25 protein-coding genes are annotated in these 26,651 nt (G+C 68.7%); 13 read left to right on the top strand and 12 right to left on the bottom strand.

The annotated features are described in order from the left end of the window. Positions 1–58: 58 nt before the first annotated feature. Both ABEA10_RS32270 and ABEA10_RS32265 read right to left on the bottom strand, forming a co-directional pair. Positions 59–856, bottom strand: a complete 798-nt coding sequence (locus ABEA10_RS32270; RefSeq protein WP_345470375.1) for a methyltransferase domain-containing protein — start codon at positions 854–856, stop codon at positions 59–61. Positions 857–895: 39 nt separating this feature from the next. Next, on the bottom strand, positions 896–1,339 hold the full coding sequence (locus ABEA10_RS32265) for a TIGR03618 family F420-dependent PPOX class oxidoreductase (protein ID WP_345470374.1): 444 nt from the start codon (positions 1,337–1,339) through the stop codon (positions 896–898). Positions 1,340–1,472: 133 nt separating this feature from the next. Between ABEA10_RS32265 and mscL the strand changes: the two genes are divergently transcribed. The 4 genes from mscL (at position 1,473) to ABEA10_RS32245 (ending at position 4,673) form a co-directional block, all read left to right on the top strand. Further along, positions 1,473–1,901 carry a large conductance mechanosensitive channel protein MscL gene (gene mscL, locus ABEA10_RS32260; protein WP_345470372.1) on the top strand — a complete coding sequence of 143 codons (429 nt, stop codon included), beginning with the start codon at positions 1,473–1,475 and terminating at the stop codon, positions 1,899–1,901. Positions 1,902–2,073: 172 nt separating this feature from the next. After that, positions 2,074–2,295 (top strand): hypothetical protein, encoded by a 222-nt coding sequence (locus ABEA10_RS32255; RefSeq protein WP_345470370.1) that lies wholly within the window; start codon positions 2,074–2,076, stop codon positions 2,293–2,295. A 116-nt stretch (positions 2,296–2,411) separates the two neighbouring features. Further along, complete coding sequence (locus ABEA10_RS32250) at positions 2,412–3,104, top strand: hypothetical protein (RefSeq protein WP_345470368.1); 693 nt, start codon at positions 2,412–2,414, stop codon at positions 3,102–3,104. Positions 3,105–3,563: 459 nt separating this feature from the next. After that, on the top strand, positions 3,564–4,673 hold the full coding sequence (locus ABEA10_RS32245; RefSeq protein WP_345470367.1) for a polyprenyl synthetase family protein: 1,110 nt from the start codon (positions 3,564–3,566) through the stop codon (positions 4,671–4,673). A 120-nt stretch (positions 4,674–4,793) separates the two neighbouring features. On the opposite strand, the gene ABEA10_RS32240 is transcribed toward ABEA10_RS32245, so the two are convergent. The 4 genes from ABEA10_RS32240 to ABEA10_RS32225 form a co-directional block, all read right to left on the bottom strand. Further along, positions 4,794–5,558 (bottom strand): aggregation-promoting factor C-terminal-like domain-containing protein, encoded by a 765-nt coding sequence (locus ABEA10_RS32240; RefSeq protein WP_345470365.1) that lies wholly within the window; start codon positions 5,556–5,558, stop codon positions 4,794–4,796. 282 nt (positions 5,559–5,840) lie between these two features. Continuing rightward, positions 5,841–6,632, bottom strand: a complete 792-nt coding sequence (locus ABEA10_RS32235) for an ATP-binding cassette domain-containing protein (RefSeq protein ID WP_345470363.1) — start codon at positions 6,630–6,632, stop codon at positions 5,841–5,843. Positions 6,633–6,653: 21 nt separating this feature from the next. Continuing rightward, positions 6,654–7,682: an ABC transporter permease gene (locus ABEA10_RS32230; RefSeq protein ID WP_345470361.1), complete on the bottom strand. Its 1,029-nt coding sequence runs from the start codon at positions 7,680–7,682 to the stop codon at positions 6,654–6,656. A gap of 5 nt (positions 7,683–7,687) precedes the next feature. Next, a complete protein-coding gene (locus tag ABEA10_RS32225; protein WP_345470359.1) occupies positions 7,688–8,695 on the bottom strand; it encodes a sugar ABC transporter substrate-binding protein in 1,008 nt (335 codons plus the stop codon). A gap of 243 nt (positions 8,696–8,938) precedes the next feature. Between ABEA10_RS32225 and ABEA10_RS32220 the strand changes: the two genes are divergently transcribed. Continuing rightward, positions 8,939–9,976: a LacI family DNA-binding transcriptional regulator gene (locus ABEA10_RS32220; RefSeq protein ID WP_345470357.1), complete on the top strand. Its 1,038-nt coding sequence runs from the start codon at positions 8,939–8,941 to the stop codon at positions 9,974–9,976. Positions 9,977–10,043: 67 nt separating this feature from the next. Here the strand turns inward: ABEA10_RS32220 and ABEA10_RS32215 are convergent, their stop codons facing one another. Further along, entirely contained in the window at positions 10,044–12,830 is a 2,787-nt protein-coding gene (locus ABEA10_RS32215; protein WP_345470355.1) for an FAD-binding and (Fe-S)-binding domain-containing protein, read from the bottom strand. Positions 12,831–12,877: 47 nt separating this feature from the next. After that, complete coding sequence (locus ABEA10_RS32210) at positions 12,878–13,471, bottom strand: TetR/AcrR family transcriptional regulator (protein WP_345470353.1); 594 nt, start codon at positions 13,469–13,471, stop codon at positions 12,878–12,880. Positions 13,472–13,543: 72 nt separating this feature from the next. Between ABEA10_RS32210 and ABEA10_RS32205 the strand changes: the two genes are divergently transcribed. After that, positions 13,544–14,692 (top strand): FAD-dependent monooxygenase, encoded by a 1,149-nt coding sequence (locus ABEA10_RS32205; protein ID WP_345470351.1) that lies wholly within the window; start codon positions 13,544–13,546, stop codon positions 14,690–14,692. A 771-nt stretch (positions 14,693–15,463) separates the two neighbouring features. Beyond that, entirely contained in the window at positions 15,464–16,216 is a 753-nt protein-coding gene (locus ABEA10_RS32200) for an alpha/beta hydrolase (RefSeq protein ID WP_345470349.1), read from the top strand. Here the strand turns inward: ABEA10_RS32200 and ABEA10_RS32195 are convergent. Next, on the bottom strand, positions 16,213–17,502 hold the full coding sequence (locus ABEA10_RS32195; protein ID WP_486303803.1) for an NsdA family TPR-like regulatory protein: 1,290 nt from the start codon (positions 17,500–17,502) through the stop codon (positions 16,213–16,215). The genes ABEA10_RS32200 and ABEA10_RS32195 overlap by 4 nt on opposite strands. Before the next feature lie 371 nt (positions 17,503–17,873). Between ABEA10_RS32195 and ABEA10_RS32190 the strand changes: the two genes are divergently transcribed. The 6 genes from ABEA10_RS32190 (at position 17,874) to ABEA10_RS32165 (ending at position 23,318) form a co-directional block, all read left to right on the top strand. Further along, entirely contained in the window at positions 17,874–18,314 is a 441-nt protein-coding gene (locus ABEA10_RS32190) for a hypothetical protein (RefSeq protein WP_345470345.1), read from the top strand. Positions 18,315–18,645: 331 nt separating this feature from the next. Beyond that, on the top strand, positions 18,646–19,173 hold the full coding sequence (locus tag ABEA10_RS32185) for an ATP-binding protein (protein WP_345470343.1): 528 nt from the start codon (positions 18,646–18,648) through the stop codon (positions 19,171–19,173). After that, positions 19,161–20,288, top strand: a complete 1,128-nt coding sequence (locus ABEA10_RS32180; RefSeq protein WP_345470341.1) for a radical SAM protein — start codon at positions 19,161–19,163, stop codon at positions 20,286–20,288. Before ABEA10_RS32185 ends, ABEA10_RS32180 begins: the two co-directional genes overlap by 13 nt. Next, positions 20,285–20,416 carry a hypothetical protein gene (locus tag ABEA10_RS32175; protein ID WP_345470339.1) on the top strand — a complete coding sequence of 44 codons (132 nt, stop codon included), beginning with the start codon at positions 20,285–20,287 and terminating at the stop codon, positions 20,414–20,416. Before ABEA10_RS32180 ends, ABEA10_RS32175 begins: the two co-directional genes overlap by 4 nt. Positions 20,417–20,487: 71 nt before the next feature. Continuing rightward, positions 20,488–21,300, top strand: coding sequence for a hypothetical protein (locus ABEA10_RS32170; RefSeq protein ID WP_345470337.1), 813 nt, complete (start codon positions 20,488–20,490; stop codon positions 21,298–21,300). A gap of 74 nt (positions 21,301–21,374) precedes the next feature. After that, positions 21,375–23,318, top strand: a complete 1,944-nt coding sequence (locus ABEA10_RS32165; RefSeq protein WP_345470335.1) for an ATP-binding protein — start codon at positions 21,375–21,377, stop codon at positions 23,316–23,318. Here the strand turns inward: ABEA10_RS32165 and ABEA10_RS32160 are convergent. From ABEA10_RS32160 to ABEA10_RS32150, 3 genes are all read right to left on the bottom strand, one after another. After that, entirely contained in the window at positions 23,315–24,283 is a 969-nt protein-coding gene (locus tag ABEA10_RS32160; RefSeq protein WP_345470333.1) for a restriction endonuclease, read from the bottom strand. The genes ABEA10_RS32165 and ABEA10_RS32160 overlap by 4 nt on opposite strands. Before the next feature lie 715 nt (positions 24,284–24,998). Continuing rightward, positions 24,999–26,258 (bottom strand): lipase family protein, encoded by a 1,260-nt coding sequence (locus tag ABEA10_RS32155; protein ID WP_345470331.1) that lies wholly within the window; start codon positions 26,256–26,258, stop codon positions 24,999–25,001. Between the two features lie 151 nt (positions 26,259–26,409). Next, a complete protein-coding gene (locus tag ABEA10_RS32150; RefSeq protein WP_345470329.1) occupies positions 26,410–26,640 on the bottom strand; it encodes a hypothetical protein in 231 nt (76 codons plus the stop codon). Positions 26,641–26,651: the final 11 nt, after the last annotated feature.

The raw sequence follows: 26,651 nt of genomic DNA, 5'->3' as shown, positions 1-26,651 counted from the left end.
CGGGCCCCCTGTCGTGTCGGCCGCCCCACCAGTGAGACGGCCGGCGCCCCCGTGCGGTTCACTCCGGGCGGCGACCCCAGGCCGCGACCATCGGCGCGGTGGCCAGGTCCATGCCGCCCGCCGCGACGTTGGCCAGGTGCCGCTCGACCTCCTCCTCGGTCGCGTGGCCGCCGGCGACCAGCCCGTCGCGGATGTGGGCGATGGTCGCCGTCTCCAGCAGGTCGCAGGCAGGGGAGGCGATCGGGAAGTGCGCCTCGGCCGCAACGTCGGTCAGCCCGGCCGCCCGGAGCGACGCGGGGAGCCGCCGGCCGTACGCGAGGTCGGCGCCGCGTTCGGCCAGCATCGCGCGGAACCCGGTGCGGATCCGGTTGGCCAGCCGCTCGCGCGGCCCGTCTTCGTACGGGGAACTGAGCGGCTGCAGAGCGGGGTCGGCGTCCTCCAGGAGGATCCAGCCGCCGGGCCGCAGCGCGGCGACCATCGACCGCAGTGCACGCTCGCGGTCGGCGACGTGCACCAGCACCAGACGCGCGTGCACGAGGTCGAACGCCTCGTCCGGCGGGTCGTCGCCGGCGACGTCGTGCCGGCGCACCTCCACGACCTCGCTCGCGGCCGCACGCGTCCAGCGGACGTCGATGTCGGTCGCCAGCACCCGTCCGGTGGGGCCGACGCGCTCGCCGAGCGCCGTCGGGACGGACGGCCCTCCGGCCCCGACCTCCCAGCACCGCCACCCGGCCGCGATCCCCAGCCCGTCGATCCGCCGGAACGTCGGTGGGTCGAATATCGCCGACAGCGCCTCGAACCGCGTCCCGGCCTCCGCCCGCGCGTTGGCGAGCAGGTAACCGTCCTCATCCGTCATGGAGACGATGATGCCCCCGTTCCCGCCGGCAGGCGGCCGTCAGGGGTTGGAGTAGACGCGGTCCGGGGTGAGGAGGACGGCGGTACGGCCCTCCTCCGCCATGACGCGGTCGTAGGTGTCCCAGTCGTCGTGTTCGCCGCCCGCGGCGGTGAAGACGTCTCTCAGCAGCCGCCGGAGGCCGTCCGGGCCGAGGCCGTCGAGCGGGTCGGCGGGCCCGGCGAGCTCCACCGGCCCCTCCGCCGTGACCCACTGCCATCCGGCCCGGATCGTGACGGTGGCGCGTGGGCGCTCGCGGAGGTTGGCGAGTTTCCGCGTGCCGCCGCGTACGACGAAGCCGACGACGTCGTGGCCGCGCACCGGATGCGGGAGCACGCCGGCGTTGACCACGGTCGACTGCACGCTGGTGTCGGCCCGGAGCGTGGAGACGACCACCAGGCCGTGTTCCGCGGCGACCAGCCCACTGAAGTCAGTGATATCGGTCATCATCGGACCGTAACCGATGATGTCGGCTCTGTTCCGGGCGCCGCGCCGCTACGGTGGTGCGCCGAGCCCGGCGGTACGAGCGACCGGCGGGCGGATCACGCATGCATTCAGCACGGAGGGCAAGCGAAGGGTCATGAGTGGCTTCCGGAAGTTCATCCTGCGCGGGAACCTGGTCGACCTCGCCGTAGCGGTAGTGATCGGGACGCAGTTCAGCGCCCTGGTCAAGCAGTTCGTCGACTCGTTCATCAACCCGCTCCTCTCGCTGGTCGGGGGCAAGCCCAACTTCGACGGCCTCGTGCTCCATGTCGGCAGGACCTCGTTCAAGTACGGCGCGTTCCTCACCGTGGCGATCTCGTTCCTGATCTCGGCGGCGGTCGTGTACTTCGTGATCGTGCTGCCCGTCGCCCGCCTGCTCCGGCTGTTCGAGCGTGACGTGGAGGCCACCGAGCGCGAGTGCCCGGAGTGCACGCGCAACATCCCGATCCGGGCGCGGCGCTGCCCGGAGTGCACGGCGGAGATCGTCGCGCCCGGTCCGACGCGGACGGTGCCCGCGCCGCGCTAGCCAGGGTCCGCGGACGGGGGCTTCGAGACGGCCCCCGGAAACCGATCGATCACGATTCGGCATTGAAACCGTGCGCCTGACGTTCACGTCATAGGTGAACTTGCCATGCTCTGTTACCCGGCCGATGCCCGCAGGGCTCGCCGGGACCCGGGGGGAAGAGGTGTTGGGACAGATGAACGAGGGCGTCAGCCCGCTGTGGAAGGCCGGCGGCAAGCCGCTGTCGCAGCTCACAAGCGAAGAACTGACCGAGGCGATCCAGTACGTCGGAGGGCGCGACGAGACCGACGCTCCGTTGCTGAAGGCGCTGCGCGAGCTTCAGGCCCAGCGCGCCCTCGACGAGGAGCCTCAGGAGCAGCAGGACGACTCCGGCCCGCCGCTGCTGGCCTGCGGCTGACCCGGGCGGCACGCGGCCGCCGGCGCCTCGGCACAGGTCGCGTCTCCACCTGAGGCGCCACGCGGCGAGCGCGTGTCGTCGCCCGGAAGCGCCGGGCCGGTTAGGGTCGCGGTGTCATGGCGCGAACACGAGGACGGGCGGCGGCCGCCGCGCTGGTCGCCGGTACGCTGACGGCCGCGTCGTGCGGGCATCACGTGCCGACCACGCCGCCGATACGGGTCGGAGCACCGCGGATCGCGGCCTCCACGCTGAAGCTCGCGCCGGCCGAGGCCGACGGCCTGACGCGCTTCGACAGCTGGCCGAAGGCCTGTGAACTGCTGACCGCCGATGACCTCAAGGCCGTTCTGCCGCAGGTCACCAAGGTCGAGCAGACACCGCACGAGCAGCAGATCCGCGTCACCAACCTGGGTGAGGCCGCCGGCGACGACGACCGCGACGCCCCCGGCACCGCCTGCGACACGCGGTTCTGGGTCGCCGGCGACGAGAAGAGACCGCGATCCCAGCCCGACCTCGTGCGCGTCGAGGACGTCGCGGTCGGCGACAGCGACACGGTCCAGGACAACTACGACACCCTCGCCAAGGGGCGGCCCCGCGTGCCCGGGGGACTCGGCGCGCGCGAATGCGTGCTGGTGGGCACCGACTACTACTGCCGCATGTCCCACATCGCCTTCTCGGTCGGCACGGGGCCCACGCTCTTCATCGACAGATTCACCGGGCAGCCGAAGCGGACCGACGCACACGCCTACTGGGTGCACACCGTGCTCCCCGAACTCGTACGGTCGGTCGCCTCCAAACTCCCCGTTACCTGAGCCGCGGGAAGGCACGGGGCCGCGGTACGGAAAACGCACTCCATCCGCCTCCGGGCCGAACGGGAAAGTGTCGCGCATGGGCGTGAATCCACGAGCGGGCCACGAGGTGCGGTCCCGCATCGGGTTCCGGTCATCGCAATGGCCGGCGCGAGCTCCGTAACGGCGGCGGCGGTGGTGCGCTTTCCTCCGCGCGGGCGGGGCCGCTAAGATCATCTGTGGTGGAGAAAGCCGATGTCAGCGTCACGATAGACGACGGCGGTCGAATCTCGATTAAACCCTGATTACCCGATAATAGGCCGCGACTATAACATATTTTCGGTCTTTCCGGAACACCGGTGACCTCTGCTGGCCTTGAGTCTTGAGTCCGCCTCGGAAAACTCCGCACAATCCAATCGCCGGCGGATTCACGAATTGTGTTATCAACGAGCGCTGCCCGTCCCCCACTCACGGGAGGTTCTGTTGGGAACATCACCGGACGCGTTGCGACACTCGGCGGTGGTCGCGGCTCCGGACCACGCCGCCGGCCGTACGGACGTTCGCCGTCGCACCGGCGTGCTGCTCACGGCCGCCCCGCACCGCGCCGTCGCGGACTTCGCGGGCGAGCGGCGCCTGGCCGCCGACCTGGAGGAGTGCACGGCGGGCGTCGCGTCCGCCGTCGTCGGCGACGTGCCGATCATCGGCGAGACCGTGACCGAGATCCTCGGGGGCGGCAAGCGGCTCCGTCCGCTGCTGGTGCTCGCCGCCGCGTACGCCGGTTCGGGGGAGCGGGAACGTTCCATCCCGTCGGGCGTCGTCGTCGAGCTGCTGCACCTGGCGAGCCTCGTGCACGACGACGTCATGGACGAGGCGGCCCAGCGGCACGGCGTCACCAGCGCCAACGCTCGCATGGGCAACGTACGCGCGGTGCTCGCCGGCGACTATCTGCTCGCCCGCGCCCTGGCCGTCGCGTGCGAGCTGGGCCGGGCCGAGGGCTCGCTGGCGGCCGGGACGTTCATCCGGCTGTGCGACGGCCAGGCGCGCGAGTCCGCCGCGCTGTTCGACCCCGCGCGGTCGGAGAACGACTACTACGCGGCGATCGAGGGCAAGACCGCGGCGCTGTTCGCGACCTCCTGCCGGCTGGGCGCGATGGCCGGCGGCCTCGGCGAGGAGGCGACCGCCGCGCTGGCCGAGTACGGCCTGCAACTCGGCATGGCGTACCAGATCGTCGACGACCTGCTCGACCTCACCTCGACCTCGGGCACGATGGGCAAGCCGGCCGGCCACGACATCGCCGAGGGCGTCTACACGCTGCCGGTGCTGTGCGCGCTGCGGGAGCGGCCGGAGCTCGCCGGCGTCCTCGCCCGCGTCCGGCCCGATGGCGTCAACGGCGCTCCCGCCGACCCCGAGGCGGTGCGCGAGGCGGCCGGCCTCGTACGCGACAGCGGCGGCATCACCGCCGCGCACCGTGCGGCCGAACGGCGCACCGACCGGGCGATCGCCGCGCTCTCCGGCGCCGCCGGCGAGGTCGGCGCCGAGCGGATCGCGATGCTGTCCGACCTCGCGGCCGTGCTGGCGGGCCGGGGAAGCTGAGGAGCCGCCGCGCCGGCCTCTCTCTCGTCCGCCGCGCCCTTTCGCGCGGCGCCCACGACTGCGAGGCCGTCGCGGCCGGTGCCTACGCCCGCGGGGCCGTCGCGGTCGGCGCCGGGCGGCTCAGTACCAGTGGTGCGCCTGCCAGAAGCCCCAGGCCTTGCAGGGGTTTCCGTAGCGGGAGCCGACGTAGGCGAGTCCCCAGGCGATCTGGGTCATCGCGTTGTTGCGCCAGTCGGCGCCGGCCGAGGCCATCTTGGAGCCCGGCAGGGCCTGCGGGATCCCGTACGCGCCGCTGCCGGGGTTGGTGGCGTGCTCGTTCCAGCCGCTCTCGTGGTTCCACATCGTCAGCAGCGAGCCCCAGCAGCCGCCCCAGCCCTTGAGCGCGTTCATCTTCTTGGCGTAGGCCTGGTTCTCGGCCGCGCTCGGGTTGTGGCTCATGCGCCTCTTGAGCGCCTCCCACTCGCGCTTCTCCTTGAGCGCCTTGGCGCGGGCGGCCGCCTTCTTCTTGGCCGCCTTCTCCGCCGCGACCGCCTTCTCGTAGGCGCGGCGCTTGGCCTGCGCCTCGGCACCGGCGACGACGGGGTCCATCTGGTACCCCGACAGCTCCTTGAGCATCTCGTTGGTGGACATGTCGGCCGCGCCGGGCGGCGGCTTGCCCTTGCCGAAGTTCGTCTTCGCCACGATGACGAAGACGAGGACGATGACGAGCGTCATGATCACGGCAGTGCTCGTGGCCGCCCGCTTGGCCAGGCGAAGAGCGCGTACGCCCTTGGGCTCCGTGAGGTCTTCGGCGTACGGATCGCGCTCTGCGTCGTATGAACCGGTGAGTTCATCCAAGTCGTAGGCGCGCGGGGGTCGCCGCGTCTCCTGGTGCCGATGTTGCATAGCACCATAGCTTGCACTATCTAAACGCTTCTATGGTCGTTTGTCCGTGTAGTTGGGGTGCAGATCTCATCCGTCCCGGGACGAACGGCGTCGCCGGAGTCGGACGGCCGTGGGGGAAACGCTCCGAGTCCGGCCCGGGCCGGCGCCCCGCCGTGAGCAGGTCGGCGCCGCCGTGCTCGGCCCGGCCGGCGGCGGCTTCTCGGCAAGATCGTCGGGCACGCCGCCCGGGCGCGGCCGGTCCAGGACGGCGTCGCTGAGCCCGGCCACGTCCGCGGCGGTCGCTCAGCCGTGTCCCGTGGCGTTGCCGGGCGCCGCTCCCGTCATGATCGCCACCGCCTCGGCCATGTCGACGTCCCCGGGCTCCACGACGGCCACTCGCCGGCCCAGGCGCTGGATGTGGATGCGGTCGGCGACGTCGAACACGGTCGGGATGTCATGACTGATCAGGATGACCGGAAGCCCGCGTTCGCGCACCCCGCGGATCAGGTCGACCACCATGCCGGACTCCTTGACGCCGAGCGCGGCGGTCGGCTCGTCCATGATGACGACGTGGCGGGCGAACGCCGCGCTGCGGGCGACCGCCACGCCCTGCCGCTGACCGCCGGACAGCGTCTCCACCGCCTGGCTCATCGAGCCGACCCCGATCTTCAGGTCCCGCAGGTGCGCGTTCGCCTCGGACTGCATCCGCCCGGTGTCCAGCATCCGGAAGACCTTCCCGAGAACGCCCTTCCGCCGCACCTCACGTCCGAGGAACAGGTTGGCCGCGATGTCCAGCGCCGGCGCGACCGCGAGGTCCTGGTAGACGGTCTCGATGCCCGCCCGCCGCGCGTCGACCGGACTGTGGAAGCGCACCGGGCGCCCGTCGAGCAGGATCCGTCCCTCATCCGGGACGAGCGCGCCGGAGAGCGCCTTGATCAGCGTGGACTTGCCGGCGCCGTTGTCACCGATGACCGCGAGGATCTCACCCGGCAGCAGCTCGAAGTCCGCACCGTCCAGCGCGGTCACGTGCCCGTACCGCTTGACCAGCCCGTAGGCCTCCAGAATCGGGCCGTCCTGGTCGGCTCGCTCAGTCACGAGCCCTCCTTCGCCGCTCGCTCACATGCGCCTCCTTCGTGCGAGCCGGTCGACGCCGACGGCGAGGATGACCAGGATTCCGGTGATCAGTACCTGGTACACGGCCGCGACGCCCATCAGCTGCAGGCCGTTGCGGATCACTCCCACGATGAGCGCGCCGAACAGCACGCCGACGATGCTGCCGCGCCCGCCGAACAGGCTGACCCCGCCCAGCACGACCGCGGTGATGCTGTCGAGGTTGTCGGTCTGGCCGGCCTGCGGGTCGCCGACCGTCGTACGGCCGACCAGGAGCAGCCCGGCGAGGCCGTACACCGCGCCCGCGATCGTGTAGACGGTGATGAGCAGGCGGCGGTTGGAGATGCCGGTGAGCCGCGCCGCCTCCGGATTGTCGCCGACCGCGTACACGTGGCGGCCCGCGGCGGTGAAGCGGAGCACGTACCAGGCGACGGCGAACAGGGCGAGCATGACCACCGACCCGTACGTCACGTCGGTGTTGCCGAGCGGGAACGTCTGCCCGAGCGCGGTCAGCGCCTTCGGCAGCCCCGTCACGGTCTGCTCGTGGGAGTAGATGTGGGTGAGGGCGAACGCGATGTTCAGGGTGCCGAGCGTGACGATGAAGGCGGGCAGCCGCGCCATCGTCACCAGGCCGCCGTTGACCGCTCCGAACGCCGCGCACACCACGACGCCGATGACGATCGCGAGGGGCGCGGGGACGTGGCCGCCGACCGCGAGGCGGGTCATCACGATCGTGCCGAACGCCATGACGGCGCCGTTGGACAGGTCGATGCCGGCGGTCAGGATCACGATCGTCTGGCCGACGGCGAGCGTGCCCACCTCCATCACCTGCTGGACCACGAGGGAGAGGTTGCCGCCGGTGAGGAACCGGTCGGTGTTCAGCGAGAAGAACAGGCAGGCGAGGAGGAGCGCCGCGAGGGGGCCGACGGTCGGTACGGCGGCGAACCGGGCGACCGTCGCGGGGACGTCACGGCCCCGCCCGGCCCGGTCCGCGACGGCGGGGCCGCTCGTCTCCGTGCTGGTGGTTTCCGGCATCGGCGTCAGCCCCAGCAGTTCGCCAGGCCGAACCCGACGTCTTTGGACTCCAGGCCCGCCTGCGGCTTCGCGGTGATCAGGTTGACGCCGGTGTCGGTGTAGCCGCTCGCCTTCTTGCCACCGTGCGCCCAGGCGACGATGGAGTCCACGCCCTGGGCGGCCATCTTCAGCGGATACTGCTGGGCGGTCGCCGCGATCTGCCCGGCCTGCACCGCCTTGACGCCCGTGCACCCGCCGTCGATGGAGACGATCATCGTGGAACCGGTCCGGCCGGCCGCCTTCAGCGCGGTGTACGCCCCGAGTGCCGCCGGCTCGTTGATGGTGTAGACGAGGTTGATGCCGGGGTCCTTCTGCAGGCAGTTCTCCATGGCGGTCTGGCCCTTGGCCTGGTCCCCGGCGGTGTACTGGGTGCAGACGATGCTCGGATCGCCGTCCTTGATGCCGTAGCCCTGCAGGAAGCCGTTGTGCCGGAGCACGCCGACGGTGATGCCCGGGTTCAGGTCGAGCATCGCGATCTTGACCGGCTTGCCGCTCTCGACGCTCTTGGCGTACCGGCCGATCAGCGTGCCGGCGGTGAGGTTGTTCGTGGCGAAGAGCGCGTCGGCGGCGCTCTGCGGGTCCGGCGGCGTGTCCAGGGCGATGACGTCGATGCCCTTGGCGCGCGCCTTGGCGAGGCTCGGTACGATCGCCTTCGTGTCACTGGGCACGATGAGGATGCCCTTGACCCCGGCGGCGGTCATGTTCTCCATCGCGGTGACCTGGCTGGCGTTGTCACCGTCGAAGCGGCCCGCCGCGGTCATCAGCTTGACGCCCTTGGCCTTGGCCTCCTTCTCGGCACCCTCCTTCATCTTCACGAAGAACGGGTTGGTGTCGGTCTTGGTGATCAGGCCGATGGTGATGTCCTTGCCGGAGCCCTTCGCTCCGCTGCCGCATCCGGCCGCGACGAGCGTCAGGGCCACGAGTGCGGCGAGGCTTCCGGAGAGGGGACCTGGTGTGGGGAATCCACGTCTCATACCGACTCCTCCCAGCGCGCCGCGCTGGCCGTGCGGCGCATGTTCTTGACAGTGGGCGGCACGCAGGAAACGTTTTCTGGAAACGTTTCCCAGAACGTAGATCGGCTTTGGGGACCTGTCCAGAGGGAGAATCGACCGGCTTAGGGCCTGTCTCGAAGTCCCCGTTCGTGGCGAGGCGTCGTCTGGGCGCCGCGCGGTGGGACAGCGGGGCTGTGAGACAGGTGCCAGGCGGGAGAGAGCGGCATGCAGGACGGCGAACGGCGGCGTTCGGTGACCATGCGCGACGTCGCGCGGCAGGCCGGTGTGGGCCTGGCCACCGTGTCCCGGGTGATCAACGGCAAGCCGGGCGTGGCCCCCGAGCTGGTCCGCCGGGTCACCGAGACCGCCCGCGCCCTCGGTTACCGCCACGACGTCACCGCCAGCAGCCTGCGGCGGGCCGATCGGCGCACGGCCACCATCGCACTGGTCCTGGAGGACGTCGCGAACCCGTTCTCCTCGGCGCTGCACCGCGCGGTCGAGGACGCCGCTCGGGAGGAGGGCATCCTCGTCCTGGCGGGCAGCAGCGACGAGCTGCCCGAACGCGAACGCGAACTCATCGACGCGTTCACCCTGCGGCGGGTGGACGGCCTGATCGTGCTGCCCACGGGGAGCACGGACGAGCAGCTCGCCGCCGTCCGCGGGCACGGCACACCGATCGTGTGCGTCGACCGCCTCGTGGAGATCGACCGCGTCGACACGGTGACCGTCGACAACCGCGACGGCACGTGGTCCGCCGTACGCCGCCTGCGGGCGCTCGGGCACCGCCGGATCGCCTTCCTCGGCGACCTGGACTCGATCTGGACGGCGCGGCAGCGGTTCGCGGGGTTCGCCGACGCGCACGCGGAGGCGGGACGGCCGGTCGAGGAGCGGCTGGTCCGCCGCGGCCTGCGCAGCGAGGAGGCGGCACACGCGGCGACGACCCGGCTGCTGACCGGCGGCGAGCCGCCGACGGCGGTGTTCGCGGCGCAGAACCTGCTGACGATGGGCGCCCGCCGCGCGCTGCAGGGCCTGGGCGTCCAGGAGGAGGTGGCGCTGATCGGCTTCGACGACTTCCCGGTCGCCGACCTGCTGACGCCGGGCGTCTCGGTGGTCGCCCAGGACCCGGCGACGGTCGGCCGGACCGCCGCCCGCCTGCTGCTGTCCCGCGTCCGTGGCGGTGACGACCACCGGCCGGCGCGGCACGTGGTGGTGCCGACCCGCTACGTCGCCCGCGGCTCCGGCGAGATCCCGCCGAGGACCTGATCCGGCCGCCGCCCGGGAACCGCCCTGCTCAGAGCACGCGGACGGCGACCAGGCCTACTGCGCGGGCTCATCCGTGATCGTCGTGATGTCCTTCCTCGGGCAGCAGGACCTCGGCGAGGTGGACGGCGTCACGGCCGGTGAGCTGCGCGATCTGCGTACGGCAGCTGAACCCGTCCGCGAGCACGATCGTGCCGGGCGCGGCGTCGCGGACCGCGGGCGCGAGACCGCGTTCGGCGATCTTCACGGACACGTCGTAGTGCCCCTTCTCGAAGCCGAAGTTGCCGGCCAGCCCGCAGCAGCCGGACTCGGGCCTGGTGACCTCCACCCCGGCCTTGGCGAGCAGCCGCAGGTCGGCGTCCTGGCCCAGCTCGGCGTGCTGGTGGCAGTGGATCTGCGCGATGGCGGTGCGCCGCCGGTGCGGCGGCGTCCAGCCGGCCTCCTCCAGCAGCTCGGCGAACGTGCGGATCCTCAGGTCGGCGAGGCGCTCGTCGCCCGGTAGCAGCTTCTCCCAGTCGCCGCGCAGCGCGGCCGTACAGCTCGGCTCCAGGCCGACGATCGGGATGCCGCGCGCGGCGTACGGGTGGATCGCCTCCAGCGACCGGCGGGCGACGCGGCGCGCCATGGCGAGCTGTCCGGTGCTCATCCACGTCAGCCCGCAGCAGACCTGGCCCTGCGGCACGATCACCTCGTACCCGGCGTCCTCCAGCACCCGTACGGCGGCCCGCGCCGCCGAGGGCGTGAAGTGGTTGGTGAAGGTGTCCGGCCAGAGCAGCACCTGCTTCCGGTCGCCGCCGGGCGCCCGGTGGTGGCGTCGGAACCAGCGCGTGAACGACTGCTTCGCCGGAGCGGGCAGGTCGCGTTCGGGAGCGACGCCGCCGAGGCGCTTGCCCAGCCCGGCGAGCGACCGGGCGAGACGGCCGGGGGAGGAGGCGGCACGGAGCGGGCCGCGGGCGAGCCGCAGCCACACCGGCAGCCAGCCCATCGAGTAGTGCGCCATCGGGCGGAGCCGCCGCCGGTAGTGGTGGTGCAGGAACTCCGACTTGTACGTCGCCATGTCGACGTTCACCGGACAGTCGGAGGCGCAGCCCTTGCAGGCCAGGCACAGGTCGAGGGCCTCGTGCACGGATTCGGAGCGCCAGCCGGCGGTGTCGAGGTCGCCGCGCAGCATCTCCTCCAGCGCGCGGGCCCGGCCCCGGGTGGAGTCCTTCTCGTCGTGGGTGGCGCGGTAGCTCGGGCACATGACGCCGCCGTGGTCGCTGCGGCACTTGCCGACGCCGACGCACCGGTGCAGCGCCTGCCGGAAGTCGCCGTTGTCCGCGGCGAACGGCAGGAACGTACGCGGGCGCGGTCGCATGCCCTCGGTGCGCAGCCGGTCGTCGACCGGCTCGGGGTCGACGAGGACGCCGGGGTTCATCCGGCCCTCGGGGTCCCACACGCCCTTGAACTCGCGGAAGGCCTTGAGGGTGTCGTCGTCGTAGACCAGCGGCAGCACCTCCGAGCGGGCCCGGCCGTCGCCGTGCTCGCCCGACGGGGACCCGCCGTGGGCGGCGACGAGCCGGGTGGCCTCCTCGATGACCTCGCGGAAGGTCTTCCGCCCGCGCTCGGTGGCCAGGTCGAAGTCGATGCGGATGTGCAGGCAGCCCTCGCCGAAGTGCCCATAGGCCGCGCCGTGCACGCCGAACCGGGCGAACAGCGTGCGCAGCTCGCCGAGGTACGCGCCGAGGCGGTCGGGCGGCACCGCCGAGTCCTCCCAGCCGGGCCACGCCTGCGAGCCGTCCGGAGCCCGGGTGGCCAGGCCCGCGCCGTCCGTACGGATCTTCCAGACCGCGGCCTGCCGGAGCGGGTCGGTCTCGACGACCGCGCCGGGGAACTCCCGCGCCAGGGCCCGCGCCCGCTCCTCCGCGTCGTCCCCGGTGAGCTCGATGAGCAGCCAGGACGTCCCCTCCGGCAGGCCGGAGCGGTCGCTGCCGCGCGCCATCTGGACGATCTGCGCGTCCAGCCCCTCGCAGGCGTCGGGCCCGTACTCCAGCACCCGCGGAACGGCCTCGCCGGCCACCACGAAGTCGGGGAACCCCGCGATCACCAGGACCTTGGTCTCGGGCTCGGAGACCAGCCGCAGCGTCGCGCCGAGCGTGAACGCGCAGGTGCCCTCGCTGCCGACGAGCGACCGTGCGACATTGAAGTCGTTCTCCGGCAGCAGGTGCTCGAGGCCGTAGCCGGAGACCTGGCGGGGGAAGCGCCCGAGCGACGTGCGGATCGTGGCCAGGTGCCGGTCGCGCAGCGCCCGCAGCTCCTCGATGAACGGGTCGGCGGGCTCCTTGCCGTGGGCGCCGACCGTCAGCGCCGTGCCGTCGTAGCGCAGCACGTCGAGGGACTCGACGTTGTCGGACGTGCGGCCGTAGACGAGCGCCCGGGTGCCGCAGGCGTTGTTGCCGATCATCCCGGCGAGCACACAACGGCTCCGGGAGGACGGGTCGGGGCCGAACCGCAGGCCGTGCGGGGCCGCCGCCCGGTTGAGATCGTCCAGCACGACGCCGGGCTCGACGCGGGCGATCCGCCGCTCGGGGTCGAGCTCGAGGATCCGGTTCATGTGCCGGGAGAAGTCCACGACGAGGCCCTCGCCGATCGCGTTGCCGGCGATGCTCGTGCCCGCGCCGCGCGCGGTGATCGCCACACCGTGGTCACGCGCCGCGCGCACGGCGGCGGCGACGTCGTCGGCGGACCGGGGGAACACCACGCCGAGCGGCACGCGCCGGTAGACGGACGCGTCGTAGGAGTACTCGGCCCGGCACCGTACGGAGAAGTCGACCTCGCCGTCGATCCCGGCGCTCAGGTCGTTTTCGAGTGTGCTCATCATGCCCAGCGTCGCAGATGGGGGACCGGCGGTGACGAGCGGGCCGCTCAATCGCCGCGCCCGCCGGGGCTCGCGAAGGCCCGCAGCAGTTCGAGCAGCGCGGCGCGCAGTTCGCCGGGGGTGAGTTCGAGCTCGCCGGCGCCGGCGAGATGGTCGAAGATCAGGCCGTCGAGACAGGCGACGAAGATCGGCGCCTGCCGTGCGGGCTCGGTCGCGCCCGCGGCGGCGAGCAGCCCCTCGGCGATGACGCGGAAGCGAGCGCCGGCCGCGACGAGTGAGGCGCGCAGCTCCCCGCGGCGCGTGGCCTCCAGCGCGAGCTCGTACCGGGCCAGCATCCGCGTGCGCCCGGTGGCCACGTAGCGCTCGATCATCGTCGCCAGCGCCTCGACGGCGCCGGTCGCGTCCATTTCGGTACGGCACGAGGGGACGGGCAGCGTCGCGATCTCGGCGGCGTCGAGCTCGGCCAGCCGGTCGACGGTCGCCGCGAGGAGCGCCTGCCGGGTCCGGAAGTAGTACGAGCAGGATCCCTCGGGCACGCCCGCCGCCCGGTCGACCGCGCGGTGCGTCAGCCCGCGCAGGCCCTCCCGCGCCAGCGTGTCGATGGCCGCGTCGGCCAGCCGCTCTCGCCGTGTGATGGCCACCGTCGCTCTCCCCCCCGTTTCTCTACAAATGTAGAGTAAAAGAGGGGCGCTACAGATGTAGAGGGAGCGGTCATGGAACGGACGGCGATCATCGCGGGCGGGGGCATCGGCGGGCTCGCGGCGGCGGTGGCCCTCGGCCGGCGCGGCTGGCGGGTCGAGGTGCTCGAGCGCGCCCCGGCGATCGGCGAGGTCGGCGCGGGGCTGTCGCTGTGGCCCAACGGCGTGCGGGCGCTGGACGCGCTGGGACTGGGCGAGCGGGTGCGCGAGAGCGCGATGCCCGAGACGGAGGGCGGCGTGCGGGACCGGTCGGGCCGCTGGCTGGTGCGCAGCGACACCGCCGAGCTGGAGCGCCGGTACGGCCCGGTCGTGATGATCCACCGGGCGCGCCTGCTCGACCTCCTGAGAGAGGCGATCCCGCCCGGCGCCCTGCGCCTCGGCGCGGAGGTCTCCGGTGTCCGCGACGACGGAACCCGGGTCGAGGTCACGCACGGGGCAGGCGTGTCCCGCGCCGCTCTCCTGGTGGGCGCCGACGGCCTGCGCAGCGCCGTGCGCCGCTGCGTCTGGCCCGAGGCGCCCGGCCCACGGTACGCCGGCTACACGGCCTGGCGACTGGTCGTCGATCCCCCCGAGGGACGCCCGGACACGGGCGGCGAGACGTGGGGGCGCGGCGAGCGGGTCGGCGTCGTCCCGCTCGCCGGGGGCGGGATCTACCTGTTCGCCGTCGCGAACGCTCCGGAGGGGGCGCGAAGCCCCGACGGAGAGCCGGCCGAGCTGCGGCGGAGGTTCGGCGGCTGGCACGATCCGATCCCCGCCCTGCTCGACGCCGTCTCCGAGGAGGCGGTGCTGCGCAGCGACATCTACGACCTGCCGCCGCTGAAGTCCTACGTGAACGGCCGGGTCGCCCTGCTCGGCGACGCCGCGCACGCGATGACCCCGGACCAGGGCCAGGGCGCCAACCAGGCACTGGAGGACGCCGTCACGCTGGCCGCCCTCCTCGACGCCGATCCGGCGGTGCCGTCCGCGCTGGCCGCCTACGACCGGGAGCGCCGGCCCCGCACCCAGACGATCGCTCGCCGCTCCCGGAGTACGGGCGTCGTGGCGCAGTGGAGCTCGGCGCCCGCGGTCGCGGTACGGAACCGGCTGCTCCGCCTCGTCCCGCCGGGAGCGGTGCTGCGGGCGCTCGGCCCGGTGCTGAACTGGCGCCCCCCGGACACACCGTGACCGAGGCGGTCGGTGAGGCGCTCTTGACCGGGAGGCATACCGGGTAGCCCCCGGAAGAGAAGGCCCGATTCCGGTGTGCTCGGCGGGCCCGATCGCGTCCCGTTGAGGCGCCGGCCAGGCGGCTTCGGCGCCCGGTACCCCGTACCGGCTGCCTTCCGCACCCGAGACGAGAGCGGGCGTCGTCCTGGCCGCCGAGCTCGTGCGCTACCCCTCTGGCGTCGCCGTGGTGGTGGCTAAAAACCCGAGCAGTCTTCTTTCGGCGGTAAGGAAGCAGTGGTTCAAGCTGCTACGTCGGGTAGAGCGGGAACGGGCAAGTACCCTAGACGCGATCGCATTAGCGCGCTAAGCCGTGAGGTAGTCAGTATGCAGCGGTTGCGTTTCGTCGCAGGTTCACCACGCTTGATACAAGACAGGGATGTCTACTTCATAACTGGCGATGAGCTAGAGCTAGGCTTACCGTTGGTTGCGACCCTGTGTCTTACCTGCGAAGTTAGAGATGGTCAGTTACTTAATGCATCACAACTTCTCCAGCAAGGCGCAGCAATCGTCCAGTACGAATTGAGCTAGTTGCTCAATAGAGGCCGGACGGATCCCAATATGAGGTTACCGAACGCTGTCGGGTGTACCGCCCTGCGATAGTCCTGGACCTTCATCATGACCAGCGGCGATGGCGTTGAGGTGAGCGGTTGCTAGCCTGCCTTCATGCTTGGAATCTCGCACACTACGTCGTTCCATGCCCTCGATGGCCTACAGCTTAAGGGGACCCTGGTCATGCCGCCCGAGATTCGGGGTAGCGCCACGGTGCTGGTACATGGTGGTGGCGTCACCCGTGATGAGGGCGGGTTCTTCACACGACTTGCTGAGGGTTTGGCCGACGCCGGCCTGCCGTCGCTGCGCTTCGACTTTCGCGGTCACGGCGAGAGCGCTGGGCGTCAAGAGGATCTCACGATCTCGGGTGTCGTAAACGACATCCGTGCGGCTGTCGAGCACGTGCGTGCTGAGACAGGCAGCGGCCCCGTAAACGTCATCGGCGCAAGCTTCGGTGGCGGCATCACGGCGTTCTACACCTCTCGCTACCCCGAGGCCGTTCGTCGGATGGTGCTGTTCAATCCCCTACTCAACTACAAGCGGCGTTTTGTCGACGACAAGCCGTACTGGCACGATGACCACATCGACGAGATGGCCGGCGACGAGCTGGCCGCTCAAGGTTTCGTGGCGCACTCACCGAGCTTCAAGTTGGGTCGGCCGTTGCTCAACGAGGTCTTCTACGTGGAGCCGCACCGCGCGCTCGGGGATGTTACCGCACCGACGCTTATCATCCACGGCACCGGCGACACGTTCATTCCCGTGCAGTCCTCCCGGGACGCCGTGAGCCAGTTCGGCGGCGAGTCGAAGCTCATCGAGATTGAGGGCGCCCAGCACGGCATCGCGGTCCACGATGATCCGCAGTACGCCGACCCGCAAACGCAGGAGTGGCAGGCGTTCGCCATCCGCACGGTGGCCGAGTGGCTCAGCGAAGCCTAGGCGAGCACCGCCGCGCGTAGCTCTCGCACCTGTGCGCGGTCGTGCCACGGCTGGAGCTGTCCGGCTACGCGCAGCACTTCCTGGTGTGTCCGGGCGGAGCTGGTCTCCCGCGCGAGCGTCAGTGCTTTGAGAGCTGCGGAGGATGCTTCGTCCGGCGCTTCTGCGGTGGCGAATGCTTCGCTCTTAAGGGACAGGAAGTAACCGTAGTCCCGACGGGAAAACGTGTCTTCAGACAGCCACGTCTCATACAGGTCCAGCGCTTGATCAGGCTGGCCGGCCTCGCAGTAGCAGATGGCGACTTGCAGTGCGAAGAGTGCTTCGTCGTAGTGCGCAGCTATCGGCGTGCTGCCCTTATCGGGCGACTCCTCGGCGAGTAGAGCGCGCGCCTGGTCGAGCTTCGGTTCCACGAGCGCCAGGTCGCCGCTGAGCATAGCGTGGCCGCGGGCCTCCTGCTGGGCTGCCTCGGCACGTACCTGGGCGGGGAGGCACCACGGTCCTTCTTGCACTGCCTGGGCCAGCGTCAACATTCGTAGTGCGTCGCGCTCATCCCATGCGGCCTGGCTCTTCTTCAGCAGCACGTAGCCCTGCATCGGCAGGTCGCTGGCGGCCTGTGCCCACTCCACAGCACGGTCACGCCAGTAATTGGCCAGCTCGGGCATGGCGACGTCGCGGTATAGCCAGCCGGCGAACTCTGCGGCCTGCGAGCCGACCCTAAGCAGTTCGTGTCGTACCGAGGGCTTGGAATCACCGGCCATCTGTTCGACGGCGGCAATTAGACCAAGCACGATAGGGATGGAGTGCTTGGGGCCGCGTGTGCCGTCCTTCTCGGCACACGCGTTGAGCTGGCGGCGGAAGTAGCCCACCATTGCATGGTCGGTGTAGCGCCGCGCGTTGTTCAGCGCAACAGCGATGTGTTTCAGCTCATCGAGTCCGATAGCAGGCAGTGTGACTGCCGCCATGCCTCGCTTGAGAAATGTGCGGCGCAAGAGCTCGCTCATGCGCAGCCATTCATCATCCGCAAAACGGTCCGTTATGTGTGATTCAACGCCGTATGGTGACGCATCCTCTGATGCGTCTATTCCCACTCGCGAGAACCAGAGTAGCTCGGCGGGAATGTGCAGGGTATGCGCCCACTGGCTAAGTCTGTCCAGATCCTGGACGGGCGGGCCGTTCTCGATGCGGCTTAGTTGGGTCTGGGTAAGGAAGAACCACGAGGCCGCGACGCTTTGCGAAATTGGGCGGCCATGGTACGGGTGTGTCCTAAAGGCTCGCACGACCCGGCCCATATGCTGGCTAGCCAGTGCTTCGTGTAGTTGGGGTGACTCCCAGAACCACGTTGGAACCTCGGGCGCGCAGACCAAGACATCTCGGGCCTTTCGGCGACACGAGCCGCACAGGGCATCGTTGTTATCGCGGGCCAGGAGGGTGCTGCACTGGCGACAAGAGTGCTCCGCGGGTTGGGCATCCATCCGCTTCGCCTTCGTTGAGGTCGGGGGTTACGGCCGTGCTTTTGCAGTCTAACGACGTTACCGGCGACCGTCGCGGACGGTTATGCATGCACTGCATATCGGCCACGCCTGCCACGCATGCGCATTGACGTTAGCTCCGGTGATGGTGGTGACTGACCCACCGAACCACCCTCGGCCGGAGCCAAACGATGACGATCGGCAGTCCGCCCACCAGCAGACCCTCAGCGAAGAACGATGCGTTGTCGGAGATCGGCAGGCATCTCCAGGCGACGCACGGCTTCATCACGGAGCTGGCCGCCGGGTGGTTGCACGTCATCCGTTCGGGTGCTGGCGTCGTGGCCCGGGTGACGGTGAGCGGCAGCAAGATTTATGTGTTCGGCGACCTGTACCTCGGGCGAACGGACGACCCTTCCAACGCCGCTGCGCGCCGGCCTGGTTGCCACGCCGGGCGAGATCATCGCCTACCGGCAGCAACAGTCATGAGGCTTAATGGGTATCCGGCTCGTGGTGAGGCGTCTTCGACCACCTTAACAATGAGCCGTCGCGCACCGCTCCGCACCAAGGCCGGCAAACATCTGTCAGCACTGCAAGTTGCCATGCAGGCCACCCGGCATGCTGACCCGCTATGAGCCGCTCCATATTGGACCGCCGCGGTTGGTGGTGACGAATCCGAAAACGACGCACCTGCAAGAAGTCATCTATGCCGCACCGCGCGACTTGGACACGCCGAACGAGGAGTGGTGCTTTTGGTGGGCTTGGGGTGACCCGATTTGCCCGTGGAACAAGTCCAAGAGGCGGCACGACGGATTGCCATCATGCTGCGGCCGTAACGACTCGGCCGCGTAAGCCGCAGGGCCGGTGTTGTACCGCGGAACTGGTTCTCTTGACCCGTGTTACCAGCGCCCACAGAGCACCGCTCCGACACCGGCCCTGCACCAACCGACAGTTCAGAGGTGAGGCATGAAGGACGTGAGTGAACTCAACTGCTTGCGGCTCGCTGCCTTGCCGAGCGCTGTATCGACTGCCCGTCGGCATGCCGAGTTCCTGCTCGCCAGATGGGGCATGGCGAGCCTGGCAGACACCACGGCGCTGATCGTTTCCGGACTCGTGACGAATGCTGTGAAGGCCGTAGGAGTCGTCGATGAAGCTCCAAGTTGGAGCGACCTGCGCGAGCGCCTCACGACGATTTGTCTGTGTCTCTATTGCTGTCCGAGCGGCGTCGTCGTCGAAGTGTGGGACAGCGAATCACGCCCGCCCAAGCGTAAAGAAGCGGACGAGCGCGACGAAAGTGGCTGCGGTATTCAACTCGTCGAGGCGCTGAGTAAGCAGTGGGGCTATCGCTGGCCGAAGACCGGCGGCAAGTGGGTGTGGTGTGAGCTGACAATTCAAGACGCCAGGTCCTTATCCTCAATCACCGATAGCGGAGGCGAGCTACTGGACGAACGGCTCATTCTGACGATTCCCAAGGAGGATGTATGCACGAACTGATCATTACGCCGTTCCTGGACGACTACGTGGTGCTCTGTCCGGGCAACCACGGTGGCCTCCGGTTGCCCCTGCACCAGTACCGCGAACTCGTCCAGGTCGCGGCAGACGGCGGTCGCTGTCCACCCTGGTTGGCCGACGCTGTGCGTCAGGGATGGCAGTTCGATATCAGTGGCCGGCCGCTCAACGAGTTGGCGGTCGTGCGAGACGAATCGCCGCACGGCTACGTCCGCGCCACCTATGAATTGAACCTCGGCTGTAACTACGACTGCGAGCACTGCTACCTCGGGCTGAAGCGCTTCGAGGGCCTGGCCTGGCCGGAACGCGAGCGGCTGCTGTACATCCTGCGGGATGCCGGCGTCGTGTGGCTCCAGCTCACCGGCGGCGAGCCGATGATCGACAAGCTGTTCCTCGACGTCTACGGCACTGCCTACGAGCTGGGCATGATGCTCACTATCCTGACCAACGGCTCGCGGCTGGCCAATCCGAAGATTTTGGAGCTGCTCACCACCCACCGGCCGCACGAGATCACGATCAGCGTCTACGGCGCGACCGAGGCGAGCTACGACGGACTGACCCGACGCCGGGGCGCGTTCAAGGCGTTCAGCCGCGGTCTGGCCTCGGCCCACGAGGCGGGCTTGCCCCTGAAGCTCAGTCTGATCATCACCAAGACCAATGCCCATGAGGTCGAGCAGATGCAGGCCATGGGTGACGCGCTCGGCATCCCGCACCACCTGTACGTGAACATGTCGCCGACGATCTACGGCGGCGCGGAGACGCTGCCCTCACAGTCCGTCGAATACCTACGAAAGCGCAAGCCGTTCACCGGCTGCAATGCCGGACACACCTTCTTCCACGTCGACCCGCACGGCATGGCCAGCATCTGCAAGATCGGGCGCGACCCGAACATCTCTCTCATCGAAGAAGGTGTCGACGGGCTCGTTCGACTCGGCGAGATCGCGGACTCCCTGCTGCTGCGCCAAGGCGGCTGTACCGGCTGCGGTCTTCAGGGAACGTGCGGCACCTGCATGCCGCTGGTGCAGCTCTACCGCAAAGCCAAGGCTCCGCTGGCGGCCTACTGCCAGCACCGAGAACCGAGAGAGGAGGTAGCGGGATGACCGTCGATCTCATGATCGGGCCGAAGCCGACCGAGGCGCTGCCGGCGCCGATGTTCGTCGACGACCTGGACGCCCTGGTCGAGTCGGCCATGTGTTCGTGCTCGGCCGGCGACGACCAGCCGTACTAATCATCACCAGAGGCAGGGCCGCCCTACGATGTCGCGGGGCGGCCCTCCGCCGTGGCAACGAGGGGACCGAAATGGCAGTGGAACGCATCCATTGGGAAGACCTTCCCCGCGCGACGCGGGAGTCCGTCGAGCAGCACACCGGGACAGTGTGGTCGGCGAAGACGGTGTCTGAGGGGCTGAACTCCGCAGTAGCGGCGGTTCTTTCCACCGAGGCCGGTCCGGTATTCGTCAAGGGACTGCATCGTGACTACCCGCGACGATGGAACCAGGATATGGAAGCAATGATCAACGCGTACGTCGCGCACCTTTCGCCGCGGCTGCTGTGGCGAGTGCAAGGCGAATGGGACGTCCTGGGCTTCGAGCTGGTGGACGGTGAGCACGCCGACTACCGGCCAGGCTCCGCTGACCTGCCGAAGGTCGCCGCGACCATTACGGCGCTCGGGACGATCCAGTGCCCGGACGTACCGGTGAAGCTCGCCGAGCATCGTTGGCGGACGTACGTGGATACGCCCGAAGAGCTGGAATGGCTCAAGGGCGATCGGTTGCTGCACACGGACTACAACCCGCTCAACGTCCTTATGGTCGATGGGCGGGCGTTGCTCATCGACTGGGCCTGGCCAACACGCGGCGCCGGCTGGATCGATCCGGCGTGCTGCATTCTGCGCCTGCTGGCAAGCGGCCACAGCGCGGACTCGGCCGAGCAAGTGGTGGCAGATGTACCGGCATGGCAGGCGGCGCCGGTGGAGGGGGTATCGGTCTTCGCCCGTGCCTGTGCTCGGATGTGGGAAGAAATCGCGGACGGCAACCCCGTGGATTGGACACTCGCGATGGCAGAGGCTGCGAACGGCTGGGCGATGCGCTGGAGAGCGTTGTCACCCCGGTAGCTGAACGCGGCCGTTTTAGGCCGATATCCGCCCGTTATCGCGGCGCGTGGTGTGGCGATGTCAGTATGTCATCCGTGGCACGCGTAACCGTGAAGCTCAGCCGGGACCATCTTCAGGGCCTGATTCGTTCGCCCTTGCAAGGGCTGACTGAACTCATCTGGAACGCCTTGGACGCTGACGCCACGGAAGTTGAGGCAGACGTCGAGCGGGATGGCATCGAAAAGGTACGGTCGGTCACTATTGCCGATAACGGCCATGGCATGACCGAAGAAGAGGCTGACCGAACGTTCGGCGCGCTGGGCGAGTCTTGGAAGCGCTCTGCGGTTGTGACTAGAGAAAAGCGGCGCGTACTGCACGGCAGTAACGGCAAGGGACGGTATTCCGCCTTCGGTATCGGCAGGCGCGTTGCTTGGAGTTCTGTTGCGAAGGATGACGCGGGCGAACGCAAACAGATTGTCATTAGCGGCACCCAAGAGAGCCTTGACGAGTTCGACCTACTGCCAGCGGTGCCAACCTCGGAACGGACGGGCACTCGGGCACGGATCGAGGCGATTCATCCGGAAGCGGAGAGCGCCCTCGACCGCCCCTCGGTGATTCATCAATTGGCAACTACCTTTGCGCTCTATCTCGAATCGTATCCTGCCGACATACGGTGGCAGGGACAGCTTGTAGATCCGAAAGACCTTCAAGACTTTAGAAAGGAGTACGACCTCTCCGAGGTGCTTGGCGACGGCCGTCAGGCTTCGGTGGTTGTCATTGAATGGAAGAAGCCGGTGCGTCGTGCGCTGTATCTATGTGATGCGGATGGGATGGCGCTTCACGACATGCTGCCCAGCGTGCAAGCCCCTGGTTTCGACTTCACGGCGTACGTTCGGTGGCAAGGCTTTCGCGAGCTAGGTCACGACATTCTACTGGCTGACCTCGGTCATGAAGTCATGGCTCCGATTATCGATGCTGCCCGCGATGCTTTGAGGCGGCATTTCAAGGAGCGTATCGAAGCCAAGCGCAGCGAGATGGTGCGCAGATGGAAGGCGGAACGGAGTTATCCGTACGCCGGTGAGCCGGCCAATGAGATCGAGGCCAGCGAGCGTGAACTGTTTGAAGTCGTTGCGGTAAGCGCGGCGAAGTCAGTTGAGGCGGCTGAGACAAGCGCGCGGAAGCTCTCTTTGCGGCTCATCAAAGAGGCGCTGGAAACCAATCCAAGCAACCTTCGCACGGTGCTCGCTGAAGTCGTCGACCTGTCGGAGGAACAGTTAAAAGAGCTCGCCCAACTCCTGCAACGGACTCCGCTGACCTCAGTGATCGTGACGGCCCGCATGATCACTGACCGGCTGGCGTTCATTAACGGCCTGGACGCGTTGCTGTTCGACAAGGCTTCGAAGCAGCAGACACTCGAACGGCGGCAGCTTCATCGCATTCTTGCGGAGGAGACATGGTTGTTTGGTGAGGAGTACTCGCTCACCGGCGACGATGATCGGCTGCTTGTGGTGCTGCGGAAGCATCTGGAGCTCCTGGGCGAAGACGTCGAGTTGGCCGGCACCGAGCCGCTCACGCGGCTGGATGGCACGGAGGCGGTTCCGGATCTAGTGTTGTCGCGGCCGATGCAGAACCGCGACAACCGGCTAGAGCATCTCGTAGTCGAGCTGAAACGACCTAATGTCACGATCCGCCGGAAAGAGTTGCAGCAGATCGAAGACTACGCCTTTGCCGTAGGGAAGGACGAGCGGTTTAACCAGCCCAACGTGCATTGGGAATTCTGGGTCATCGGCAACAAGCTCGACGACTACGTGACCGAAGAGGCTACGTCACCCGACAGACCACCGGGCGTGGTCAAGCAGACCAAGCGGTACCGCGTTATTGCCAAAACGTGGGCAGAAGTCATCTCCGACGCCAAGCACCGGTTGAAGTTCCTGAGCGATAGCTTGCAGTACCGCTCTGGCCGTGACGAGGGCATCGAGTATCTGAGGCGGGCGCATGAGAAGCTGCTGCCGGATGCGTTGAAGAAGGACGAGTCCTAGCTGGCGGCTGCTTGCACCGATGGCCGGAAGAGGGGGACACGATCAACCGCAGCGGCGCGGGCCTTGGCTGCCAGCCAGTCCGCGATGTTGCCCTGCTGCTCCAGGAGGAACAGCAGTTCGTGTATTTCAGCCAGCACGACCACCTTGGATGCCAGCGCCTCAACGCACTGACTGATGGCGCCGTGAGTGTAGCCGGATGCCGAAATATAAAGACCGCGTACGTCGGCACGGTTGTGCACGCGGACGAGATGCTGCGCGGTCACACCAGGTCCCAGCGGCGCGTTCCACCACTTGGCTTCGACAAGGTACTGCTGGCCGGCAAGCTCAATCAGCCCGTCGATCTGCTCGACGACTTCACCGTCCTCCTTGACGGTGAAGGACTCGCGCACCCGGAGGCCGTCCAGCGCGAACAACTCGTTGAGTAGCTTCTCGAAGGCGATCCCCCGCTGGTGAGCGTTGGTCATGGACGCGAGGCCAGCGAGCCGTTGCCTCAACGCCTCACGCTCGGCGCGCTGGCGCTGCAACGCTTCGGCCGCCTCACGCTGTTGCCAGAGGCGCTCGGCGCGCTCGCGCTCCTGCTCTTGGCGCATGCGGGTGAAGGAGTCCTTTGTATTGACCAGGCTGCGAACGTCCGCCACCAGTCCCTTGGCCGTGAGCTGATCCTCTGACCAGCAGGTGGAGAACGCCTCGAACTCGCAGACTCGTCGCACAACCTCACGCCGCGGCCCGAGCGAGCGGTCACCATCCTGATTGAGACGGTTGAGCACCGTTCGCGCGATGGCGTATTTGCTGATGGAGCCACGGTCCGCAGCAACCTGTCGACGCAGATCGGCTGTCATCGGCTCCGGTACGCCAGCGCTACGGAAGAAGTCGAGAACGTCCAGCTTGGAGCGGACGAGCCGTGGGATGGTGTCGATCAGGAGGCCGAGGAGCTCCGAGGGGTAGTGAAACGGGTCGTTGGACACGATGGACTCACCAGTCAGGAGGCGTTCGGGGTAGATGTCCTAGTCTGCCACTTGATCGCGGATGCTACCGCGTTGTTGCGTGGTAGAAGCTGGGCCGCCGGGGGGAATCAGTCCTGTAGTCGGCAAAACGTCGCAGTTAAATCAATCACCGCCAACGTTTTCGAGTGGAAGAGTTCCCAGCCAATCGCAATACATGTTGGAAAGTTACTTATATATGCGAGGAGTGTATGACCAATTCTGGGATCTGAAATCTTGGCGGGATCTACTCCTAGCTTGATTGATCCGTGCCAACAGCTCGACCGGCTCTTCCATCTGCTCGGCCTCAACCGCCGCCGGCTGTCTTCCTCTGGCCACCGCCAGACCACCCCACCATGATCGACCCGGGATAAGGTGGGGCCAGGCCGGGGAGCGAGATAGGAACCGACGAATCTGGTCGGCGTACTCCTGGTAACAGGACGTAACCCATTACCGCCCCCGGCCGCAGACTCGCTAACGCGCTCGAAACGCAAGGACACACCGGACACACAGCCCAGCCCCGGCCGCAGATCATTTCACGCCGACACGGCGTCCCCAAGCCCGGATGACTCTCTAGATCATGCTGAACTGGTGGAACGCCCGCGCCTAGGTGCCCGTTCTCCGCGAACCGGATCACCTACAACGCCAGGGAGTTCAGGACGGCCCGGCCTGACCGCCCGCCCGGCAAGCGACGACCGCGTCAGTCGCCGAACTCGTTCTGTACGCCGGGCGGTGTCACGGCGGCGATGTAGTGCTGTGGCCCGTGGTCCTCGAAGGAGTACACCACGGGCAGCGCGCCCAGCGGCCGGACCCGGCTGCCGGCGAAGGCCAGGGCGGCCAGGCCGAGGCCGCCGAGGAAGGTGGCCGCCTGCCCGGCGAAGCGGGTGTGCTCGCGCAGGGCGCCGCGGTGGACGTCGTACGCGTGGCCGAGGTGGCGCGACAGGCCCAGCACCCCGTGGCGCAGGTGCGGCACCTCGTATCGGTACTCGCGGCCGAAGTGGCGGTACGGCCCGGCGGTCCTGGGCGGGAGATGCGGGACGACGTCGTTGTCGTAGACGTAACGGATCACCTCGCGGGCGAGGAACGGGTCCGCCTCGCAGGCGCGGGCGAAGCGGGGGTCGCCGATCATGGGCTGGCCGTACGTGTAGACGGCCCGGAGCCGGCCGGCCACGTCGTCCTCGTCACGGAACTTGCGCTCGTGCCGGAGCATGACCGCCATCATCGCGGCCATCGCACCGCCGAGGCTGTGACCGGTGACGTACAGCGCCTCCAACTCGGCCATGCGCGCGACGTCCGGCTCGTCGGGGAGGAGGGCGCGCACCGAGCGGCCCCGGCAGGCACGCTTCAACGCGGCCAGGACCTCATAGCGCGTCGCCCGTACGTTGCGGTAGAAGCCGGCGTGCACGGTGGCGCGCGGGTCGCCGAACCGGTACGGCATCCGCTCCGGCTGGACGTCGGCGTCGGTCATCCAGGCGATGCCGTCCGTCGGCGGGGTGCCCCGGTAGCACAGGATCGCGACCCGTCCGCTCGCGCTCTGCACGAGGAACGCGGTGGACCGGACGAACATCGCGTCGACCGACGTGCCGATCATCCGGCAGTGGTTCTGCTCCAGGCCCATCCGCGCCATGATCATCGAGACGGTCTCGGCGCCGGCGTAGGCGTAGGCCGCGCAGGTGGCCAGGACGTGGGCGATGACGGGGTCTGGGTGCCGTGGGGCGCACAGCAGCCGCTCCTCCAGATCCGGGTGGACGGGGAAGCCGGGTGTCGTGCGCGGTCCGTACGGCCTGAGCCGCGCGTACGACGGGCCACGGGTGTCGCGGGTCCACAGGCCGCCGATCTCGAGCTGCTCCCGCAGGCGTTCCTCCCACGCGGGCAGGGGCGGCGCCCCCGGAGGCACCGCGTCGGCGGGCCGGCCGGCGACGGGCGGGCCCGGATGCGGATGCCGGCCGTCGGTCGTCACACCGCACCTCCGGCTCGTCGGTGAGCACTGTCTCGTGGTCAGCACCGTCTCGTGTGAGCACCGTCTCGTGTGAGCACTGTCAACCGGAGGTGATTTCCCGGAGCCCCGGAGCGAACCCCAAGCGCGCGTAATGCCGGGTCGCGGGCCCTGTCTACAGGTGGGGACGGCACGGGTGCGCGCGCCCGGCCTTCGCCTCCCACTCGTTCACCTCGGCGGTCGCTTCGTTCGGCGACCCGGCGGTGAGGAACATCCAGTACTTGATCATCACGTCATGGGCGGTGTCGAGCGGGTAGTTCTCGGACCAGTCCTGCAGGTACAGCCCGCGAGGCGTGATGCGGACACCCCAGGAGTTGCCCTGCCAGGACTCTCCCTGGATCGACACGCCGTTGGCGA

Source organism: Actinoallomurus oryzae (assembly GCF_039541955.1).
Taxonomy (GTDB): Bacteria; Actinomycetota; Actinomycetes; order Streptosporangiales; family Streptosporangiaceae; genus Actinoallomurus; species Actinoallomurus oryzae.
The sequence above is the reverse complement of the archived record's forward strand: the minus strand, read 5'-3'. Positions and strand labels throughout refer to the sequence as shown.

Coding starts and splice junctions, on each gene's coding strand:
- ABEA10_RS32270 (WP_345470375.1), bottom strand. CDS start 856: ATGACGGATGAGGACGGTTACCTGCTCGCCAACGCGCGGGCGGAGGCC.
- ABEA10_RS32265 (WP_345470374.1), bottom strand. CDS start 1,339: ATGACCGATATCACTGACTTCAGTGGGCTGGTCGCCGCGGAACACGGC.
- mscL (WP_345470372.1), top strand. CDS start 1,473: ATGAGTGGCTTCCGGAAGTTCATCCTGCGCGGGAACCTGGTCGACCTC.
- ABEA10_RS32255 (WP_345470370.1), top strand. CDS start 2,074: ATGAACGAGGGCGTCAGCCCGCTGTGGAAGGCCGGCGGCAAGCCGCTG.
- ABEA10_RS32250 (WP_345470368.1), top strand. CDS start 2,412: ATGGCGCGAACACGAGGACGGGCGGCGGCCGCCGCGCTGGTCGCCGGT.
- ABEA10_RS32240 (WP_345470365.1), bottom strand. CDS start 5,558: ATGCAACATCGGCACCAGGAGACGCGGCGACCCCCGCGCGCCTACGAC.
- ABEA10_RS32230 (WP_345470361.1), bottom strand. CDS start 7,682: ATGCCGGAAACCACCAGCACGGAGACGAGCGGCCCCGCCGTCGCGGAC.
- ABEA10_RS32225 (WP_345470359.1), bottom strand. CDS start 8,695: ATGAGACGTGGATTCCCCACACCAGGTCCCCTCTCCGGAAGCCTCGCC.
- ABEA10_RS32220 (WP_345470357.1), top strand. CDS start 8,939: ATGCAGGACGGCGAACGGCGGCGTTCGGTGACCATGCGCGACGTCGCG.
- ABEA10_RS32215 (WP_345470355.1), bottom strand. CDS start 12,830: ATGAGCACACTCGAAAACGACCTGAGCGCCGGGATCGACGGCGAGGTC.
- ABEA10_RS32205 (WP_345470351.1), top strand. CDS start 13,544: ATGGAACGGACGGCGATCATCGCGGGCGGGGGCATCGGCGGGCTCGCG.
- ABEA10_RS32200 (WP_345470349.1), top strand. CDS start 15,464: ATGCCGCCCGAGATTCGGGGTAGCGCCACGGTGCTGGTACATGGTGGT.
- ABEA10_RS32195 (WP_486303803.1), bottom strand. CDS start 17,502: ATGGGCCGGGTCGTGCGAGCCTTTAGGACACACCCGTACCATGGCCGC.
- ABEA10_RS32190 (WP_345470345.1), top strand. CDS start 17,874: ATGACGATCGGCAGTCCGCCCACCAGCAGACCCTCAGCGAAGAACGAT.
- ABEA10_RS32185 (WP_345470343.1), top strand. CDS start 18,646: ATGAAGGACGTGAGTGAACTCAACTGCTTGCGGCTCGCTGCCTTGCCG.
- ABEA10_RS32180 (WP_345470341.1), top strand. CDS start 19,161: ATGCACGAACTGATCATTACGCCGTTCCTGGACGACTACGTGGTGCTC.
- ABEA10_RS32175 (WP_345470339.1), top strand. CDS start 20,285: ATGACCGTCGATCTCATGATCGGGCCGAAGCCGACCGAGGCGCTGCCG.
- ABEA10_RS32170 (WP_345470337.1), top strand. CDS start 20,488: ATGGCAGTGGAACGCATCCATTGGGAAGACCTTCCCCGCGCGACGCGG.